The organism is Xanthomonas melonis (genome assembly GCF_020783655.1).
Classification (GTDB): domain Bacteria; phylum Pseudomonadota; class Gammaproteobacteria; order Xanthomonadales; family Xanthomonadaceae; genus Xanthomonas; species Xanthomonas melonis.
The window spans coordinates 99,690-118,741 of sequence record NZ_JAJGQH010000013.1; the positions used below are offsets into that span (position 1 = coordinate 99,690).

At 64.7% G+C, this 19,052-nt stretch carries 21 protein-coding genes and 1 tRNA gene; 14 read left to right on the forward strand and 8 right to left on the reverse strand.

Features of this window, described 5'->3' with window-relative positions:
* Positions 1–4 precede the first annotated feature (4 nt).
* Positions 5–829: a glycosyltransferase family 2 protein gene (locus LL964_RS14080; protein ID WP_104585359.1), complete on the reverse strand. Its 825-nt coding sequence runs from the start codon at positions 827–829 to the stop codon at positions 5–7.
* Between LL964_RS14080 and LL964_RS14085 the strand changes: the two genes are divergently transcribed.
* Entirely contained in the window at positions 830–1,888 is a 1,059-nt protein-coding gene (locus tag LL964_RS14085; RefSeq protein ID WP_104585357.1) for a CDP-glycerol glycerophosphotransferase family protein, read from the forward strand.
* Between the two features lie 88 nt (positions 1,889–1,976).
* On the opposite strand, the gene LL964_RS14090 is transcribed toward LL964_RS14085, so the two are convergent.
* The 3 genes from LL964_RS14090 to ribA all read right to left on the reverse strand — a co-directional run bounded on the left by LL964_RS14090 (position 1,977) and on the right by ribA (position 5,413).
* Positions 1,977–3,473, reverse strand: coding sequence for a PH domain-containing protein (locus LL964_RS14090; RefSeq protein WP_104585355.1), 1,497 nt, complete (start codon positions 3,471–3,473; stop codon positions 1,977–1,979).
* The gene (locus LL964_RS14095) at positions 3,470–4,069 is read right to left on the reverse strand and encodes a PH domain-containing protein (protein WP_104585353.1); all 600 of its coding nucleotides are present in this window, start codon (positions 4,067–4,069) and stop codon (positions 3,470–3,472) included. The genes LL964_RS14090 and LL964_RS14095 overlap by 4 nt, the downstream gene beginning before the upstream one ends.
* A 210-nt stretch (positions 4,070–4,279) precedes the next feature.
* Complete coding sequence (ribA, locus tag LL964_RS14100; protein ID WP_104585351.1) at positions 4,280–5,413, reverse strand: GTP cyclohydrolase II RibA; 1,134 nt, start codon at positions 5,411–5,413, stop codon at positions 4,280–4,282.
* A gap of 379 nt (positions 5,414–5,792) precedes the next feature.
* Here ribA and LL964_RS14105 point away from each other — a divergent pair, with 379 nt between their 5' ends.
* Positions 5,793–6,314, forward strand: coding sequence for a GNAT family N-acetyltransferase (locus LL964_RS14105; RefSeq protein WP_104585350.1), 522 nt, complete (start codon positions 5,793–5,795; stop codon positions 6,312–6,314).
* Between the two features lie 54 nt (positions 6,315–6,368).
* On the opposite strand, the gene LL964_RS14110 is transcribed toward LL964_RS14105, so the two are convergent.
* Complete coding sequence (locus tag LL964_RS14110; protein WP_104585349.1) at positions 6,369–7,283, reverse strand: lauroyl acyltransferase; 915 nt, start codon at positions 7,281–7,283, stop codon at positions 6,369–6,371.
* Between the two features lie 102 nt (positions 7,284–7,385).
* On the opposite strand from LL964_RS14110, the gene dtd reads away from it, so the two are divergent.
* The 6 genes from dtd to LL964_RS14140 all read left to right on the forward strand — a co-directional run bounded on the left by dtd (position 7,386) and on the right by LL964_RS14140 (position 14,225).
* Positions 7,386–7,826, forward strand: coding sequence for a D-aminoacyl-tRNA deacylase (dtd, locus tag LL964_RS14115; RefSeq protein ID WP_104585348.1), 441 nt, complete (start codon positions 7,386–7,388; stop codon positions 7,824–7,826).
* Between the two features lie 107 nt (positions 7,827–7,933).
* Positions 7,934–9,811, forward strand: a complete 1,878-nt coding sequence (gene rpoD / locus LL964_RS14120; protein WP_104585346.1) for an RNA polymerase sigma factor RpoD — start codon at positions 7,934–7,936, stop codon at positions 9,809–9,811.
* 173 nt (positions 9,812–9,984) lie between these two features.
* On the forward strand, positions 9,985–10,308 hold the full coding sequence (locus LL964_RS14125; protein ID WP_104585345.1) for a DUF6566 family protein: 324 nt from the start codon (positions 9,985–9,987) through the stop codon (positions 10,306–10,308).
* A gap of 129 nt (positions 10,309–10,437) precedes the next feature.
* A tRNA-Ile gene (locus tag LL964_RS14130) sits at positions 10,438–10,513 on the forward strand.
* A 188-nt stretch (positions 10,514–10,701) separates the two neighbouring features.
* Positions 10,702–12,936 carry an AAA family ATPase gene (locus LL964_RS14135; protein WP_104585344.1) on the forward strand — a complete coding sequence of 745 codons (2,235 nt, stop codon included), beginning with the start codon at positions 10,702–10,704 and terminating at the stop codon, positions 12,934–12,936.
* The gene (locus LL964_RS14140; protein WP_104585342.1) at positions 12,933–14,225 is read left to right on the forward strand and encodes an McrC family protein; all 1,293 of its coding nucleotides are present in this window, start codon (positions 12,933–12,935) and stop codon (positions 14,223–14,225) included. The genes LL964_RS14135 and LL964_RS14140 overlap by 4 nt, the downstream gene beginning before the upstream one ends.
* Before the next feature lie 262 nt (positions 14,226–14,487).
* Here the strand turns inward: LL964_RS14140 and LL964_RS14145 are convergent, their stop codons facing one another.
* The 3 genes from LL964_RS14145 to LL964_RS14155 all read right to left on the reverse strand — a co-directional run bounded on the left by LL964_RS14145 (position 14,488) and on the right by LL964_RS14155 (position 16,314).
* Entirely contained in the window at positions 14,488–14,787 is a 300-nt protein-coding gene (locus LL964_RS14145; protein ID WP_167395187.1) for a hypothetical protein, read from the reverse strand.
* Positions 14,784–14,993: a hypothetical protein gene (locus LL964_RS14150; RefSeq protein ID WP_104585340.1), complete on the reverse strand. Its 210-nt coding sequence runs from the start codon at positions 14,991–14,993 to the stop codon at positions 14,784–14,786. Before LL964_RS14150 ends, LL964_RS14145 begins: the two co-directional genes overlap by 4 nt.
* A 463-nt stretch (positions 14,994–15,456) precedes the next feature.
* Positions 15,457–16,314, reverse strand: coding sequence for an NmrA family NAD(P)-binding protein (locus LL964_RS14155; RefSeq protein ID WP_104585338.1), 858 nt, complete (start codon positions 16,312–16,314; stop codon positions 15,457–15,459).
* Positions 16,315–16,433: 119 nt separating this feature from the next.
* Here LL964_RS14155 and LL964_RS14160 point away from each other — a divergent pair, with 119 nt between their 5' ends.
* The 6 genes from LL964_RS14160 (at position 16,434) to LL964_RS14185 (ending at position 19,029) form a co-directional block, all read left to right on the forward strand.
* Positions 16,434–16,826, forward strand: a complete 393-nt coding sequence (locus LL964_RS14160; RefSeq protein ID WP_228329455.1) for a type 1 glutamine amidotransferase family protein — start codon at positions 16,434–16,436, stop codon at positions 16,824–16,826.
* The gene (locus tag LL964_RS14165) at positions 16,823–17,113 is read left to right on the forward strand and encodes a helix-turn-helix domain-containing protein (protein WP_228329456.1); all 291 of its coding nucleotides are present in this window, start codon (positions 16,823–16,825) and stop codon (positions 17,111–17,113) included. Before LL964_RS14160 ends, LL964_RS14165 begins: the two co-directional genes overlap by 4 nt.
* A gap of 24 nt (positions 17,114–17,137) precedes the next feature.
* Entirely contained in the window at positions 17,138–17,419 is a 282-nt protein-coding gene (locus tag LL964_RS14170) for a helix-turn-helix domain-containing protein (protein WP_228329457.1), read from the forward strand.
* 154 nt (positions 17,420–17,573) lie between these two features.
* Positions 17,574–18,053, forward strand: coding sequence for a cysteine hydrolase family protein (locus tag LL964_RS14175; RefSeq protein WP_228329458.1), 480 nt, complete (start codon positions 17,574–17,576; stop codon positions 18,051–18,053).
* Between the two features lie 241 nt (positions 18,054–18,294).
* Complete coding sequence (locus tag LL964_RS14180; RefSeq protein WP_146092310.1) at positions 18,295–18,753, forward strand: DUF2946 family protein; 459 nt, start codon at positions 18,295–18,297, stop codon at positions 18,751–18,753.
* Between the two features lie 63 nt (positions 18,754–18,816).
* Complete coding sequence (locus LL964_RS14185) at positions 18,817–19,029, forward strand: hypothetical protein (RefSeq protein ID WP_104585334.1); 213 nt, start codon at positions 18,817–18,819, stop codon at positions 19,027–19,029.
* Positions 19,030–19,052 lie beyond the last annotated feature (23 nt).

The following is a 19,052-nucleotide window of genomic DNA, read 5'->3' on the forward strand; positions in this document are numbered from 1 at the left end:
GCGTTCAGTCGAGATGCCGATCCGGTGCGCGCGGCGGATCCTGCACCGGCAGGTCGTGCTGCAGCAGCCACAACATGATGGTCTTCTGGCGCACGTAGTTGGCGCGCACATAGGCGTAGATCAGCCCGTGCCAGCCGTCGCGGAATCCGCCGCGCAACAGGTAGCCGCGCCAGAACCGCCATGCCGGCGCCAGTACCAGTTTGCTCCAGGTGGCGCGCTTGCCGCGTGCGTGATCGTGTTCGGCCATCATCTGCGCATAGCGCTGGGTCTTGGCCAACTGCTGTGCCAGCGAGCGGTACGGGTAGTGGATCAGATCGCCCGCCAGGGTGAGGACCGCGCCATCGACGCTGGCCGCTTCGTGGATCTCGCGCTTGCCGCGCCAGCCGCCGCGGCGTCGATCGAACAGCCGCAGCACGCGGTCCGGATAGGCATTGCCGTGGCGCAGGAACCGACCGAAATAATCCGACAGCCGGGCGAACCGGTAACCGGCCGCTCCGGAGAACCCGGCGTCGCGTGCGGCGAGGATGGCAGCGCGCAGGGTCTCGCCGACGCGTTCGTCCGCATCCAGGCACAACACCCAGTCATGGCTGGCCTGTTCGACACAGTACGCCTTCTGGCTGCGGTAGCCGTCGAAGGCGCGCTGCAGCACGCGTGCGCCATGCGCGGCGGCGATGCTCGCGGTGGCGTCGGTGGAGCCGGAGTCCACCACCACGATCTCATCGCAGAACGTCAGCGAGGTCAGGCAGTCGCGTAGGCGATCGGCCTCGTTGAACGCGATAATGCAGGCGCTGATGCGCGGCCGTGGGTCGGGTGCGGTCGAAGAGGACATGTGATGGCCGATTACCTGCTGTTCGCAACGGAGCGTTACGCCTTGCCTATTCTGGCGCCATTGGCGCAGGCGTTACAGGCCCGCGGCGACACGGTGGCCGCCTGGTACGAAGGCGGCGCGCGCGGTCTGCTGCTGCCGGGCGTGCGCGAAGTGGGCCTGCGCGAGGCGCTGGCCCTGCGTCCGCGCGCGGTGTTCAGCGCGGCCAACTGGGTGCCGCCCTTCCTCTCCGGGGCCAAGGTCCAGCTGTTCCATGGGTTCAACGTGCAAAAGCGCGAGGACAACCGCGGTCATTTCCGCGTGCGGGGTCTGTTCGATCTGTATTGCACGCAGGGCCCGGCCACCACCGCGCCGTTTCGTGCGCTGGCCGCGCGCGAAGGGCATTTCGCGGTGGCCGAAACCGGCTGGCCCAAGCTCGACCCGGTGTTCCGTGACGATGGCGGCCACGGCGCTGCATTGCGCGCGCCGGCCAATGGCCGCCCGGTGCTCCTGTTCGGTTCCACCTTCACCGAACGGCTGAGCGCGGCCCCGGTGCTGTTCGACGCAATCGCCGCCGACATCGCGCGCGGAACGCATTACTGGCTGCTCACCCTGCATCCCAAGTGCGCGTCGGAGCTGTTCGATCGGTATCGCGCACTGGCGGGTGCCCACGCGCGCTTCGTCGAGCCGGAAGACGTGATGGCTGCGCAGCGGGCGGCCGATGTGCTGGTGTCGGACACCTCGTCGATCGTGTCCGAGTTCGTGGTGCAGCACAAACCGGTGGTGACCTTCCGCAACCGGGTGCCGCAACCGCACATGCTGAACTTCGAGCAGCCCGAGCACTTGCCGCAGCAGCTGGCGCGCGCGCTGGCACCGGATGCGGCGCTACGCAGCGCACTGGCCGCGTATGCCGATGCGATCCATCCGTATCGCGATGGGCAATCGTCCGAACGGGTGATCGCCGCTACCGAGGACTTCATCGCCGGCCGGCTCGGCACCTTGCGGCCCAAGCCGCTGGGTGCGCTCTGGCGCGGCCTGCAGATCCGCCGCGAGCTCGGCTACTGGGGGCCGGCGCAGCGCTGATCGCTGCCAGTTGCTCATCGAAGCGATGCCGCCGTCGATCAGCGGTCGATCCGATCGCCAATCCTCAATCCCGATTCCCGATCCCAACTCACCAGCGCAGCCTGCGCTGCGCCAATGCCGCACCGAGCTGCGCCTGCAGTGCCTGGGCCTGCGCCAACGGGACGAAGCGCAGCCGCAACGCCGGCCCGGTGGCGCCGGCGGTGTCCAGCCATAGCGTGGCGGTACCGGTGAGACGGTCCAGCGGCGAGCGCTGCAGCTGCAGTGCCTGCAGCTTGTCCAGTTCGGCCAGCCGCCACCAGCGCTTCCACCAGCCGCCGCGCACCGCGACGTAGCGCGCATCCACCGTGTAGCCCATGCGCTGCACCTGCCGGTGCGCCTTGAACGCGCTCCACGGCAGCCACAGCAGCAACCACCCCGCCTGTTCGCCGAACTGCCACCACAGCGCCGCCAGCAGCGGCATCAGCAACACCAGGGTCGGCAGACTCAGGCGCCACCAGCAGTGCGTGGCGATGCCCTGCCACTGCGCCGGCGGCCAGGCGATGCCGGGCAGCAAACGCTGCAGCAGGGCATCGCAGCGCTGCGGGTCGACGATCGGCGCCAGTTCCTTCAACGCGCTGTCCTGGTTGTCGCCGGCGCCGGCCACGGCGGTGTCCACGCGCAACTGACGGCGGCCGAACAGGCGATGCAGCCAGCTTTCGTATACGGTCCATGCCTGGATGCGCCGCAGCGCCACGCTGCTGCGGATCCGGGTCAGCAGGCCGCGTTCCACGGTGAGGCGGCGTTCCGATTCGCTCAGGCGGAACCCGTGGTATTGGGTCACCGCCAGGGCCACCGACAAGGCACGCATCGCCACCAGGACAGCCAGGCAGGCGATCGTCACCAGCGTGGCGGTGACCGCGGCGCCCGGATGCACCTGGCTGACATAGCGGTAAGCCAGCTCGCCATTGGTCTCGATGAAATTGGAGGCAACGCGGCGCGGGATCATCTGGTAGATCACGCCGAACGCGGCAGCCACCACCACCATGCCGCGGTTGGAAATCAGGCCCAGGCGGATCACTTCGGCCATCGGCAGGCGCAGCAGCGTGCCGTGGTCCTCGGTGGGCGCGGCAACCGGCGCGGCGTGGTGCACGCGGCGGCGAATCAGGTCTTCCAGCGCCAGCGCCTGGTCCAGCCGCAGCACGCGCATCTGCGCTTCCGGCTTATGCCCGCCAGCCGATTCCAGCCGTACCTCGGCCACGCCGGTCAGCCGGTGCAGCAGCGATTGATGCACCACCACATTGTGGATGCGGGCGAACGGAATATCGCGCCGGCTGCGCTCGAACAGCCCGCTGCGAATGGCCACGCTGTCCTGGCCGATGCGGTAGCGGTAGGTGAAATAGCGCAGCACCGAGATCGCCACCAGCACTGCGATCACCACCCCGGTGGCGATGTGGTCGGCCGAGTCGCGGTTGCCGTCGCGGCTGCCGAACACGATCAGCGCCACCAGCGGGATCAGGAACTGGCGGATCTGCTGCAGCAGCACGAACACCCACGACAGCGGGTGCAGGCGCTGCTCGTCGTCGCCGGCGTGGCCGATCGCACTCACAGCGCGTCGTCGTGGTGATCGAGCTGACGCGCGAGCCGGTCGCGCAGGCGTTCGGCGTCGGCCTGATCCAGCCCGGACAGCGCCACGGCGTTGAGCCGGCTCCCGGCGGTGTGCACCACCAGCGTGGTCAGGCGTGTGGCGCGTTCGATCGGGCCGCGGCGCAGGTCCACGTGCTGCACGCGCGAGATCGGAACCCGGGTATCGCTCTGCCACAGATGGCCGCGCTGTAGCGCCAAGCCATGCTGGTCGAGCTTCCAGAGCGTGAGTCGGTGACGCTTGACCGCCAGCCAGGCACCCAGCAGCGCCGCTGCCAGCATGACGCCCAGGACGACGGGCCAATATCGCCAGATATGCATCATGGTCGCGATGACTGCTGCGGCGATCAGCGCCGCGCAGCCGCCTCCCAGTGCGCCATTGACCGCCGCCACATACGCGCCGCGCCGCGGCAGCTGCTGCCACCGTGCGTGGTCCAGGGCCGGCGGCTGCACCGGGTCTGCGCGAACCAGGATGTCGGGATGCGGTGGCGGGGCGTCGTGCACGAGGCGGGTCTGCGAAAGCGGTTCGCCAGCATAGCCGGGCACCCGGCCGATCTGCATCCGGCGCGGTGCTGGCTTGCGATCGCAAACGATCGGGTCGGGCGGCGATCTCGGCCGCCGTGAACGGGCGCTGCCGGGCCCGAACCGGGTGGGGGCCCCGGGCGCGGCGCTCCGGGAGCGGCAGGGATGGCCGCAGCACCCGTCCAAGGCAGCGCATCTGCGCGACAGGGCGGCCGCAAGCGCTGCGCCGGATCGGTGTTGCCGAGCGCGCTACTGTGCAGCCAGGATCAGAGCATCCACGTCCAGCGCATGGCCGGCCCGCGTGGCCTTGGTCCGCAGGTACTGTTCGTTTTCCGGGGTGATGTCGCCGGTGACCGGAATCCGGTCTTCCACCGCGATGCCGGCCGCGCGCAACCGCTCGGCCTTGGCCGGGTTGTTGGTGAGCAGCCGGATGCGGCCGATGCCCAGGCCGCGCAGCATCGCCACTGCGCCGCCATATCGGCGTTCGTCCGGACCGAAGCCCAGCTGCGCATCGGCATCGATGGTGTCCAGACCGGCATGCTGATAGCCATAGGCGCGCATCTTGGCGGCGATGCCGGTACCGCGGCCTTCCTGATCCAGATACAGCAGCACGCCGCCGCCAAGCTCCTTCAGCTTGGCCAGCCCATGCCGCAGCTGGTCGCCACAATCGCACTTGAGCGAACCGAACAGGTCCCCGGTCAGGCAGGAGGAATGCACGCGCACCGGCACCGCCTTCGACAGATCGGGCGCGCCGACCACGATGGCGACCTGATCGCGCTGGGCCACCCCGCCGCGGAACACCACGAACTCGCTCATGCCCAGGCCGCGCAGCGGCACCGGCGTGCGGGTGACCAGTTCGTAGCCGGCGGCCGCGGATTTGGCGCAGCCGCTGTCCAGATCTTCCAGCGCCAGCGACTGACAGCCGGCGAAGGCGGCGTGGGCGTGCACGTCGCGCAGCTCCACCGCCAGCAGGGCCGGCAGCAGCAATCCCAGCCGCACGATATCCACCCCGCCGGCATCCAGCGCATCGCCGGCGGTCCACTGTGTCGGCACCGGGGTGTCGCGCAGGTAGGCCAGCGCGGCCAGCTGATCGTAGTCGAGGCTGCGCAGCGCCACGCGTGCGCCCTGCGGCGCGCTCAGCCCCAGCACCTGCGCGCGGGTGGGTGTCACGAACAGGTAGTGGCGCTCCTGTGCGGCGCGCGCGAATGCCGCATACGACGACGCGGTGCTGCTGTCCAGCGCCAGCACCGCGCGCGCCTGCCCATCGGCAGCGGTCAGCAGCACCGGCCGGCCGGCCCGCAGTTCGGAGGCGGCGCGCTCGCAGCGGATCGCTGCCGGATCGCCGAAGGCCTGTGCGCTGGGGGTGGGAACGGGGCTGCTCATGCACGACTCCAGATGGGGATTGCCACGGCCGCTTCAAGACGCCCATTCGAGCAGCGCCCGGTGCAGCCATGTCGCAGTTGCGTGCCGGTGGCGGTGGCCGCCGAGCGCAGCGCCGGCACCGACCAGCCAGCGCGACGGCGCGGCAACCGCTCTGTCCAGCCGGCGACCGTGCGCCGCGGCCGATCACCCGGCGCCAGGCGATCGTGCGGCGCCATTGTGGCGCGGTTCGCCGCCGGCAGTGGTACGGACGGGTGGAACGCTGCATCCAGCCGTTGCCGTCTGAGTGGCACCGCCAGCGCCGATTGGTTGCGTGCCGCTCGCGTTGTTCAGCGCCCGGCAATGCTTTCTAATTCCACGACCTTCCACCGCCGCGGACCCCATGCGTATCGTCGACTGCAGCCAGGCGCGTCATGCCACGGCCATCCTGGACATCTTCAACGAAGCCATCGCGCATTCGACCGCGTTGTACGACTATCGGCCGCGCCCGCCGGAAAGCATGGTCGGCTGGTTCGCCACCAAGCAGGCCGGCGGTTTCCCGGTCATCGGGGTGGAGGACGCCGACGGCACCCTGATGGGTTTTGCCAGCTATGGCACCTTTCGGGCCTGGCCGGCGTTCAAGTACAGCGTCGAGCATTCGATCTACGTCCATCGCGACCATCGCGGCAAGGGGCTGGGGCGCACGCTGTTGCAGGCCTTGATCGAGGTCGCGCAGCAACGCGGCGTGCATGTGCTGGTCGGCGGCATCGACGCCAGCAACCAGGCCAGCATCGCCTTGCACGAACAGTTCGGCTTCACCCATGCCGGTACCGTGCGCGAGGCGGGCTTCAAGTTCGGCCGCTGGCTGGATCTGGCGTTCTACCAGCGCATCCTGGCCACGCCCGCCGACCCGCACGACGACTGAGGCCCGCCCGGTTGCACGGCGCGTCCGGAGCGCGCCACGGCCCGGCCGATCGGTCTAGTGCGGGTGCCGCTCGGTCGCGTACGGGTTGGCCTCGCCGCTGCCCGGCGGGCGCAGCGTGTAGCGCTTGTAGGTCCACTGATACTGGGCAGGATCGCGGCGGGCGATCTGTTCGATACCGGCATTGAGTGCGCTGGCCGCGCGCACCGGGTCCGGATCGGCGACGGCCGGGTCGGTCGGTCGTACGTGCAGCGCGAATTGCAGGTCCTCGCCTGCGCGCTCGCACCACCCATACAGCACGACGGCGCCGGTGCGTTCGGCCAACCGGTTGACCAGGGTCATGGTCAGCGCCTGCATGCCGAAGAACGGCGCAAACACGCCGTCGCCCATCTTGGGTTGCTGGTCGGGCAGGATGCCGACCGCACCGCCGTCCTTGAGGACCTTGAACAACTGCCGTACCGCCGGCCCCTCGGCGCGAACCTGGCGGACGTTGTCGCCGCCGCGGGCCAGTTGCAGGAAGCCGTCCATCGCCTCCGATTCCGGCGGGCGGTAGACGATGGCGATCGGGCCGCGTTCGGACAGCCACTGGTTGAGCAGCTCCCAGTTGCCGAAATGCGGCGCCGCCACGATCACCCCGCGCCCGGACGCCAGCGCGGCGTCGTAGAGCTCCTGGCCGTTGCGCTGCAGGCGCGCCAGATTCTCCTGCGGCGGGCGGGTCCAGGTGCGCAGCACTTCCAGCGTCTGCCGCGCGGTCGATCGCAGGATCTGCGCATGCAGCTGCGCACGTTGTGCGGCGCCAAGCTCCGGATACGCAAGTTCCAGGTTGCGCCGGGCCACCCGGCTCTCGCGGGCATCGAGCTTGCGCCAGCTCCAGGCCAGCAGGTCGGCCATGTGTTTGAGCAGTGGCCATGGCAGACGACCCACGGCAGCGGCGGTGGCGTAGAGCAGGCGGGCACGAACATTGGGTGTCATCGGCACGATTCTAAACAGCGCAGCCGGCGAAGGCCCGCACGTGACAGTGGGCGCGCGGCTCTGCATGCTGGCCGGCACCGTATCGATGACTGAAAGACGCCCATGCTCGCATTGATCCAGCGCGTCTCCCGCGCCGCCGTCACCGTCGATGGGCAGGTCATCGGCCGGATCGGCCCCGGTCTGCTGGCGCTGGTCGGCGTCGAGCCCGGGGACGGCGATGCGCAGATCCGGCGGCTGGCCGAGCGCCTGCTCGGCTACCGGGTCTTCTCGGACCAGGACGGAAAGATGAACCGTTCGCTCGCCGATACCGGTGGCGGTCTGCTGCTGGTCAGCCAGTTCACCCTGGCGGCAGACACCCGTTCGGGCAACCGGCCGGGCTTCAGCACCGCCGCCCCCCCTGAGGAGGCTGAACGGGCGTTCAATCAATTGGTCGGGATCTGCCGCGAAAAACACCGTGGCGGGGTGGAAACCGGGCAATTCGGCGCCCATATGGTTGTCGACCTGGTCAATGACGGCCCGGTGACCTTCCTTCTCAGACCCTAGAAACCCACGTCCACCAGCGGTCCTGTCTTGAATCCGGCAGACCGGGATTCACGCTGGTATAATGCTAGGTTCTCTTTCCAATCTCAAAGCCGGTGGCGCGAGCACTCATGGCCAACGAACGTCCTGCCCAGCAATCCGACATCAAGCTACTGATCAGCAAGGGCCTGGAACAGGGCTATCTGACCTACGCCGAAGTCAATGACCATCTGCCCGACGACCTGGTCGACCCGGAGCAGATCGAAGACATCATCAGCATGATCAATGGCATGGGCATCGATGTCCATGAAATTGCGCCCGATGCCGAAACCCTGTTGCTCAACGACGGCAACACCGGCAACCGCGAAGTTGACGATACCGCCGCCGAAGAAGCGGCCGCAGCGCTGACCGCACTCGACACCGAAGGCGGCCGCACCACCGATCCGGTGCGCATGTACATGCGCGAAATGGGCACGGTGGAGCTGCTGACCCGCGAAGGCGAAATCGCCATCGCCAAGCGCATCGAAGAAGGCCTGAGCCAGGTCCAGGCGGCGCTGGGCGTGTTCCCGCTGTCCACCGAAATGCTGCTGGCCGATTACGAAGCGCACAAGGAAGGCAAGAAGCGTCTGGCCGAGATCGTGGTCGGCTTCAACGACCTGATCGAAGAGGCCGACGCCGCTGCCGCCGCGCTGGCTGCCGCCGGCCCGATCGCCGCCGCTGACGACGATGCCGTGGACGGCGACGAAGACGACGACGGCGACGAAGACGCCTCCGAGGAAGAGGCCGGCCCCACCGGTCCGGATCCGGCGGAAGTGGCCACGCGCATGGAGAACCTGGCCAACGAATACGCCAAGTTCAAGAAGGCGTATGCCAAGAACGGCGCCGAACACAAGCTGGTGGTCAAGGCGCGCGAAGATGTCGCCGCCATTTTCACCACCTTCAAGCTACCGCTGCCGTTGACCGATGCGCTGGTCACCCAGCTGCGCGGCGTGGTCAATGGCATCAAGGACCATGAGCGCAAGGTGCTGCACCTGGCAACCACGGTGGCGCGCATGCCGCGCAAGGACTTCATCCGCTCCTGGGAAGGCAACCAGACCAATCTGGAGTGGGTGGAAGACGCGCTCAAGCGCAAGCAGAAGTGGTCGTCCGCACTGCGCGACGTCAAGGACCAGATCGTCTCCGAGCAGCAGGGCTCGATCGAGATGGAGAAGGCCAATTACCTGACCCTGGGCGAGATCAAGGAAATCAGCCGCGCAATGGCCTATGGCGAAGCCAAAGCCCGCAAGGCCAAGAAGGAAATGGTGGAGGCCAACCTGCGTCTGGTGATCTCCATCGCCAAGAAGTACACCAACCGCGGCCTGCAGTTCCTGGACCTGATCCAGGAAGGCAACATCGGCCTGATGAAGGCCGTGGACAAGTTCGAATACCGTCGCGGTTACAAGTTCTCGACCTATGCAACGTGGTGGATCCGTCAGGCCATCACCCGTTCGATCGCCGACCAGGCGCGCACCATCCGTATCCCGGTGCACATGATCGAAACGATCAACAAGTTGAACCGCATTTCCCGCCAGATGCTCCAGCAGTTCGGCCGCGAGGCCACGCCGGAGGAGCTGGCCAAGGAAATGGACATGCCGGAAGACAAGATCCGCAAGGTGATGAAGATCGCCAAGGAGCCGATCTCGATGGAAACCCCGATCGGCGACGACGAGGATTCGCATCTGGGCGACTTCATCGAGGACACCAATGTGGAGTCCCCGATCGACAACACCACCAACATCAATCTCTCCGAGACCGTGCGCGACGTGTTGGCCGGCCTCACCCCAAGGGAGGCCAAGGTGTTGCGGATGCGCTTCGGTATCGACATGAACACCGATCACACGCTGGAAGAAGTGGGCAAGCAGTTCGACGTCACCCGCGAGCGGATCCGCCAGATAGAGGCCAAGGCGTTGCGCAAACTGCGTCACCCCAGCCGTTCGGAACAGCTGCGTTCGTTCCTGGATATCGATTGATCGCCCGGTTCTAAACGTACAGTGGTCACACAACAGCCCCGCCGACGCGGGGCTGTTGTGTTATGGGGCCGGTGCGGTGATGCTTGCCGTATGCGCTGCCGGGAACAGCGCAGCTCGGCGGTACGGTTTCACGTTCTGGCGACGAAACCGCACCGCAACGCACTATTAAGTGGATGTTTCCTTCAACCTCACGCGCTGTTTCAACCATCCCTTCTAGGTTGGCAGGCGAATGGAAACGAGACCGCCCCATGAGTAGGCAAAGCCGCTTCGAGACCACCACTTACCGCGACCACGAGATCCGCGTACGTGCCGCACAGGCCTCACCGACGGCTCGGTGGACGCAGTGGGTCGATGTCTACGCCGACAACGGCAGCACGCGCCTGCCACGCATCGACGGCAAGGGGCAGACCTGGGACACGTATCAGGACGCCATCGCACACGGCTTCCGCGCAGGGCGCCAACTGATCGACAGGCAACGACAGACTGCTGATGCGTAAGGCGTGGTCTGTGTGCCTGACATGCAGCAGACAAGCATGCAGCAGACAAGCCCGCAGACAGACAGGTAAACTTGCCCCACTCCGATGGGCCAGATGCATGCATGCGGCACCAGCGAGCGCTGTGCAGCAGGGCCTATAGCTCAACGGTTAGAGCAGAGGACTCATAATCCTTTGGTTCCAGGTTCGAATCCTGGTGGGCCCACCACGCGCATCCATGGATGATGTTGTGCACGCTTGAGGATGAGCAACTTGCAGAAGTAACCTTACCCTGAGGTTTCGGGATAGGCAGACGTAGGGTAGGAACGAATCACTGGACAAGCTGCTCAGTCGCCTACAAGCCGCTCAAAGTGAGGCTAATCTAGTAGCAAGGCGTGGGCGGAAGGCGGCGGCAGCATGAGCATGGACAGAGCGCAATGGGAGCAGTGCCTTGATGCGATACGGGCGCTAGGCGGAAAGGCCACATCGCAGCAGGTCTGGGAATACTTGAAGCAGTTCCGCGCGGACCTGCCCGCCGGTTCCATCAATGACAACTTGCGGATGCTGGCGGTCAATTCGCCCTCCCGCACCTCACACATCGCCGGTCGTGAGCCGCGCCGAACCGATTCTGGAAATCGCTACGACCGGCTGTATATGGAGGGAAGTGGTGCGAACGCCACCTTCATGTTCTACGACCCGGTCAAACATGGCGTATGGGAAATCCTTGCTAGTGAGGGAGCAACCAGCACGCACGGCACGCAGATACGTCCGTTGCAAAGTGAAGAATTCACCGTGCAATCCGCGTTGGACTACCTAGAGCAACGCTACCCCCAGGGCATCAAGCGCACTGACAAGATCGTCGCCTTTCAGAACGTTTTAGGCAAACAGCTGGCGTTGGATTTAGCGGTCAAGTCTGTCCGCCTCTGGTTGGAATCACCGCCGGCAAATATTCCCAACGAGCGTATTGAGCTTTATTCCCCTGGCCGATCACGCAATAGCAACCTGAAGGCTAATGCGCCGCGGTTATGGGCGGGGCGCCCCGCATGCAATATCCGATTCCTTTCCGCGAGCGAGATGGTTGCGGCTTGCGATGCTTATGACGGTGTCGACTCCGTCGAAACTTCTCGAATCTCACCTTCTATAGTTGCCGCCATGACCGAGCCCTTGAATCAGATCCTCTACGGCCCGCCGGGTACTGGTAAGACCTATGCCACCGTTGACAAAGCATTGACCATCATTGAGCCGGGATTCACGGGTAGCCGCGAGGAGAGAAAGCGGAAATTTGACGCCTATGTTGCCGCCGAGCAGATCAAGTTCGTCACCTTCCATCAAAGCTTCAGCTACGAAGACTTCGTGGAAGGAATTCGTGCCAGAACCAACGAAGCGACCCACGAAATCGAGTACGCGGTCGAGGATGGCGTATTCAAGCAGCTATGTAACGCCGCCCGCCGCCGCGTGGTGCAATCGACCAGCAAGCCAATCGATCTGGAGGGCCGTCGGATCTGGAAGATATCCCTAGGCGAGGCCGGCATCGAGGAAGTCGTCTATGAGGATTGCGTCAGGCAGGGGCTGGCCCTGATCGGCTTCGGCGCCGATGTCGATTACAGCGGTGTGCGGACTCGCGATGACATCGCACAAAGATACCGGCAGTCCATCCCAGAGCGGAATGCTTCCGATTACCCGGTCACAGCGCTCAACATATTCATCCGCCAGGTCAAGATTGGCGATCTGTTCGTTGTCACCCAGGGCAATCTGCGCTTCCGTGCTATTGGCGAGATCACCAGCGAGTATCTGCACGTCCCACGCGAAAACGACAGCTACTCGCAAGGTCGCAAGGTCAATTGGCTGCGGGTCTACGACGCTGGCTTGCCTTACGCCGAGTTGATGGAGAACCGCTTCAGCCAGATGACTATTTACGAGTTGCGTCCCGGCTCGATCAACCTGGACAAGCTGGCCAAGCTACTGGCACCCGCTGAAGAGGCGCATGACCACGCACCGCGGGTGTTGATCATTGACGAGATCAATCGCGGCAACATTTCCCGTGTCTTCGGCGAACTCATCAGCCTGATCGAGGAATCTAAGCGCGCCGGCAAGTCAGAGGCACTGGAAGCAACCTTGCCGTATTCACAGGAAAAGTTCAGCGTGCCGGACAATGTATATCTGTTGGGTACGATGAACACCGCCGACCGCTCGTTGGCTGGCCTGGACGTGGCATTGCGTCGTCGGTTCGTGTTCGAGGAGATGCCACCCAGGCCGGATTTGCTCGGCACCGTGTCCGGTATCGATCTGCGGCAACTGCTGACCGTCATAAATAGTCGCATTGAGGTGCTACTTGGCCGTGATCATCTACTTGGCCATGCCTATTTCATAGATATTCAGTCGCTGGATGAGCTGAAGTCTGTGTTTCGAAGACAAGTCTTGCCTTTGTTGCAGGAGTACTTTTTCGAGGACTGGGAGAAGATCGCGCTGGTGCTGAACGACCCGCGCAAGGCCAAAGCGCGCCAGTTCCTCAGCAAGCTGGCCCATGACGAGCGCGCTTTGTTCGGCAAAGTCGGGTTTGGTGACGGCAGTCGTTGGCAGATCAATGCTGAGGCTTTCGAAGAACCCGAAAGCTACTTGGGCATCTATACGGCGACCGAAGCGATCCAATGACCCCGCTGATCACCGTCCGGGAGCATGCGCGCCTGACGACCGCCGATGTAGCCTCGTCGGAAATGCTGGCGCAGGTTTCACAGACTGCGTTCGACTGGTTGCTGGCAGAAAGCTCACGTCTGCAGGGCCCCGGCAGCGGAGCGCGGCTGGTTGAGCTGGAAAGTCGGCGCGAACTGCGCTTGGACAGCTATGTGGGCGTGCTGGAGTCACCATGTGGCACCCGTGTCGAGATCCTGCCGAAGGCCATGGAGAATGGTGAGAGCATCGAACTCGGACGTAGTCTGCTGCAAAAGATGCTGGCGCGCTGTTTGAGCCTTACGCCACGCCAGTCCAGTCCTACGCTCCTACGCACCTTCGATGCCCCACTGACCGAATGGGTGGCGCGGCAGTTCCTGCTGGGCGTTGATCATCTCGTCAAGCGTGGCTTGCGCTTCGATTACCACCCGGTGCAGGAGGAGCTGCGCTATCTGCGTGGTCGCCTGTTGGTGGCTCGGCAACTTCGCCAGCCTGCGGGTCGGGCCCACGTTTTCCAAGTAGAGCATGACGTTTTCGACGCTGATCGCGCCGAGAACCGACTGATTCGCTCGGCGCTGGAGGTGGTGCGCAAGAATACCCGTGAGCCCAGTAACTGGCGTCTAGCGCACGAGCTTGCCCACCATCTACATGAGATCCCCCAAAGCAGCAACGTGGCTGTCGACTTCCAGCGATGGCACCATGATCGCCTGATGGTGCACTACAAGCCTGTACGGAGCTGGTGCTCGCTGATTCTGCATGAGCAAATGCCCTTAGCGGTGGTCGGCACCCTAAACGGTCTGAGTTTACTGTTCCCGATGGAGAAGGTATATGAGCAGTACGTCGGACAGGGGCTGCGCCAATGGCTACCGGCCGGGGCAGAACTCACGCCGCAGGCAGCCCGTCACTATCTTGCCCAACATCGCGGTCAACACTGGTTTCAGCTACGTCCAGACTTCCTGATTGAGTACGATGGCCAGCGTGTTGTCGTAGATGCAAAGTGGAAGCTGCTTGACGGCGCTCTGGACAATGGCGAACAGAAGTACGGCTTATCACAAGCCGACTTCTACCAGTTGTATGCCTACGGCCAGAAATACCTGGCTGGCACAGGCACTCTGTACCTGTTCTATCCCAAGACCTCACGCTTCAGTGCGTTGCTGCCCCCGTTCCACTTCACTGAACAACTGAAATTGCTGGTCGTGCCGTTCGATTTGGAACGAGAGCGCCCCATCGTTGGCTTTCTGGCGAGCACTTCATCTGGTTTTGAACTGCGATAGCCGCCATCGTTGGGCCGAGCGGATCCGAAGGGTCCGAATGTCCGCATCCCGCCAGTTGCCGGATAGTCAGGGGAGCATGGTGCGGGAGCATGGATCGCTCTTGGCGGACAGATTGTGCTGCTAGATCCCGGAAAACTTATGCCTACGGGAACACTCGTGTCCAAGTGCCTTTTTGTTGCTTCGGCAAAACATCGGCAAACGTCTTCTCCTCGATGATCGCGCAGTTAGCATTTTTTTGAATAAGCCATTGCATGTGCGCTAATCATCGCGCCGCTCCGTTACGGTGCGCTTGCTTGCTTGCTTGCGCAGCCTGCTTGCGCAGCCAAGTGAGGACTTCAGCGGCCGGATCCTCATGCATGCAGACATGCAGCCGGCCCAACACGACGCTCTGTGCATCGCTGCCCGGCAAGACTTCATCGAAGCCGGTGGCTTCGCAGGCGATCAGGACCGGCGAAAAGTTGGGCTGCGCGTCGGAATGCAGCATGGCAAGCACATAGCCATGCATCATTTCGAAGCTGAGGGTAACGCCTGCGCAGACGCGGAACTGTTTGCTCGTGCTCATCGCCGCACCTGCGTAGACAAGGCATCTACGGCGGCGACTGCTGCATCACCGTTGGCAAACGCAAGGGCGCGCATGGCTTTGTCTGTAGTTGCGAAGCGCGCAATCAGGCTCAGCCACGTGACTTGGCTGCATTCGAGGGTCAGGTCGACGTACTGGGCGATCTGACGCGCCTCAGGCGCGAGTAGTTCCTGGGTGTCGAAGGACATGCTGGACTCCTTTTGTATTTGGAATCCGTCACCCAGACGCCAATCGAGGTGACGGACGGTACGCGGTTGGCGTGCCGGCCAAAAGGAACCGGTGGGCCTTGCGGCCCCCGCGCACCGCCCGCCATAAAGCTGGCCGGCATGCGCCCGCGACGATGCGGGCGCTAAAAAAAGCGCCGTGCATCGGTCGATGGGCGCTGGTGCGCCTTTTGGTTCGGGACGCCAATCCCGGTCGCCGAATATGCGGCGACGCACGAATATTCGCTCTGGCTCCTGGCGCATGTCAACGGAAAGGCGCAGAAGTGTGCGCAACGCATTCACGACGCATGGCTGGGGCAGGGCTTGTCGATGACGCGTCGCCGGTGATCACACGTACCGCCAGCTCAAAGGACGACGCGTCACTCCAGTACACCGCCCCACGCGGTGCATCCCGGTGCAGGAGAAAGATTGGCCCCTCCGCGCCAGATCAGCCGATGGCAACATCCTTCAACCACTGCTCGACGCTGCGCGGTGTGCTGCCAAGCAATTGCTGGGCGCTGGTGGCAGGGTTGATGGTATTGGCATGGGTTTGCCAGAGGGCCTGGTAGAACCCGGCGATGGCCATGGCGGCGGGGCCGAGCAAGGGTTGCAGTTGCTCGCCGAAGGCTTCGGGTTGCATAGGCTGAAACTGGACATCGCGTCCGAAGTGTTTGGCCATCGCTGCGGCGAGGTCTGCGCCCAGCAGGCCCGGCAACTGGCCGACGCCGACCACGCCGGTGATGGCGGGGCGATCGAACAGCTGCGCAGCGACGTCGGCGACGTCGAGGTGCGAGCTCCAGGACACCGGGAAATCTTCCCGGAGCGGGTAACCTAGAACGCCGTTGGTGTGCACGCCGTCGATGAGTATGGGCAGCAGTAGATTTTCCAAATAAAGACGCGGAGCGATGACAGCGCTAGAGACACCACTGCGCTGCACGCCATCGATCAGTAGCGCGATGGCCGAGTCGGGGACTACCTGCAGCGGGCTGCCGGGATCGTCGACGATGCTACCGCTGGTAGAAATCAGCACGCGCGCAGGCTTTGCGGCAGCAATGGCATGAACGATGTTGTTGGCGTAGGCCACGCGCACGTCTTCGAGCGCCTGAGGCAGATGCACGAAGACGCCAAGCGCGCCGCGATAGGCGTCGGTCAACGACTGGATGGAGCCGTTATCGATCTGCACCGAGGGGCCGGCGGCTGCGTCGGCCTTGCGTACTGCGGCTACCGCATTTTTGCCGGCCTGCAACAGCAGTTTGAGCAGCGGGGCGCCTTGTGCGCCGGTGGCGCCATGGATGATGTAAGTCATTGGCATACTCCTGTGTAGATGAGAGGGAAGCTGAGGCGCGATAGCATCGGCGGCGTGCTTCGGTTACTTCAACTGCACTAATGGCATGTCGCTGAATGCAAATCGGCGTGGAGGACGAGATGAGGGCCAGGCAGGGGATCGAGGTGGGCGTGGTGCTGTATGCCGATGCGCAGCAGGCGGCCGTGCTTGGGCTGACCGATCTGTTCGCGGTGGCCAACCGGCTCGCGGACGCCAGCGGTCCAGCGAAGGGCGCGGCGATCCGGGTCACGCATTGGCAGCAGGCAACGCCCACCGCTGTGCCGTCGCGTGTGTTCGAGAGCGATACGCATGCCGGTGCGCGCCTGTGTGCCTTGATCCTGCCGCCAAGCCTGGGCGATGCGCCGGACCAGGAGCGCAACGCCAGCCTGATCGACTGGTTGCGCGTACGGCATGTACAGGGCGCGATGCTGTGCTCGGTCTGCGCGGGGCGCTTCTGCTGGCTGGCACCGGTGTCATGCACGGACGTCGCATGACCACCCACTGGCTGCATGCAGCGGCGCTGCAGCAGCGCTTTCCGGCAATCGGGGTGGATTCGGACGAGATGCTGATCAACGCCGGCGATGTCATGTCCGCCGGTGGCGTGATGTCGTGTACCGACCCGCGCCTGCGGTTGGTGGACCGCCTGCTGGGGCCGGCGGTCATGCTGGAAACCGCTCGGGTGCTGCTGGTCGACCCGCCGGGCCGCCAGCAGCGCTACTACAGCGTGTTTTCGCCGCGTTTGACGCATGGCGATGCGGCCATCCAGCGGGTACAGCACTGACTGCAGGAGACCGGTGCGCAGGAGGTGGCGCTGCGCAGTCTGGCGGCACAGGCGGGGTTGGAAGCACGCACCTTTTTGCGTCGCTTCCAGAAGGCCACCGGCATGACCAGCACCGAGTATGGCCAGCAGCTTCGTGTGGGCCGGGCGCGTGCGTTGCTGGAAGCCACTGCCATGACCATCGACGCGATTGCCTGGGAGGTCGGCTACGAGGATGCGGCGGCATTCCGTAACGTGTTCAAGCGCATTATTGGGCTGTCGCCCAGCGACTATCGGCAGCGCTTTGCGGGTCCAAGCGCTGCCGGGTGAGCTGAACTTACCGGTCACCTGTGTCTCCGGAACGCCTCCGACACGCCCCGTGGCGGTGGAATGTCGCTACAGCACCGGTGATGTCGGCGGTGCCACTCGTCGTGACGACAGCGCCGGCGCATGCTGATGCATGGCCTTCAACGCGAGAAGCAGCATGGCCAAGGCCGTCATCGTCATCGATCTGCAGAACGATTATTTCCCCGGCGGGAAACTGCCGTTGACCGGCATCGAGCCGGTCGCAGCCAATGCGTTGGCGATGATCGCCAATGCGCGCGACACCGGCGTTGCGGTATTGCATGTGCGTCATGAGGCGGCTGCGGATGCCACGTTCTTTGTGGCCGGCTCGCAAGGCGCGCAGATCCATGCTGCGGTTGCGTCACAGCAGGGCGAAGTGGTCATCGTCAAGCAGCACGTCAACGCCTTTCGCGAAACGCCGCTTGCGCAGCAGCTGCAGCAGCACGGTGTCACGGACGTGACGATTGTCGGCGCGATGAGCCACATGTGCGTGGATGCCTGCGTGCGCGCTGCCGCCGACCTGGGCTATACGGTGACGGTTCTGCACGATGCCTGCGCCACGATGGACCTGGATTTCGAACGCAGCAAGGTGCCGGCGGCCCACGTGCACGCGACATGATGGCGGCGTTTCAGTTCGGCTATGCGACGGTGAGATCCACACAGGAGTACCTGCAGGGCCAGTGAGACAGCGGCGCGTATGCGGCGCCCAGTGACAATGGCGCGCGCCGATTGCCGCGCAGTGAGCAGTTGGGCCGGATGCGGTGCGCGGTGCATGCAGCCCGCTGCAGCGCACGGACCCGGTGTCAGGCTGCGACGAAGGGTCGCAGGTGGCACGGCGCTTTTTCATTACACTTTGCCGTGTGCGCTTACCTTCCTCGCCCTTGTTCAGCATGATGCAGCGCCTGGCTTGCCTGGCGGTGCTGCTGTTGCTGGCCGCGCCGCTGGTGAGTCGCACGCTCGGGAACGACGCTGGCGTTCTGGACGGGCCGCTATGTCATAGCCAGCCCTGGCAAGCTGGCGAGGCGCTGGATGCGGTGGGTGGCAAGGTACGCGACGCGCAGCGCTCGGCAGACGCGCTGACCGCTACAGCCGAGCGATGGTTGGGCGACAGGCAGGATCAGCGGCATGCCGACGGTGGTCATGCGTTTGTCTGCGATTACTGCCTGCTCGCCGCGCGGCTGCTGCCCTGGCTGCTGATGGCCTGCCTGCTATGGACGCAGAGTCGGGGCCGGCTTGCGGTCTCGCGTCTTACCACTGCGTCTCCCCTCGCGGCACGCTGGTGGGCACACGCGCCACGCGGTCCACCGCGATCGGCCTGAAACATCGTGTATGGAGCCGCACCCGTCAGCGGGTGTGACCTTAGATGTTCTGGAGCGTGTTAGATGACGTACTTTGCCTTGCCGCCCCACGCGGCGGTGACGCCTTGCCTTGCCCTTTTGACGCTGGTGCCGACACTGGCGCTGATGACCCCCACGCAGATGCGCACGCTTGCTGCGGGCGAACCGCAATACCGGTGTCGAGCCGCTTTGAGCGACGCATCGCACCTGGACAGCTGCGATCAGGCCGTTGGCGTACAACTGCAGGATCAGCGGTGAACGGCACACGCAAGGCCGCTCCG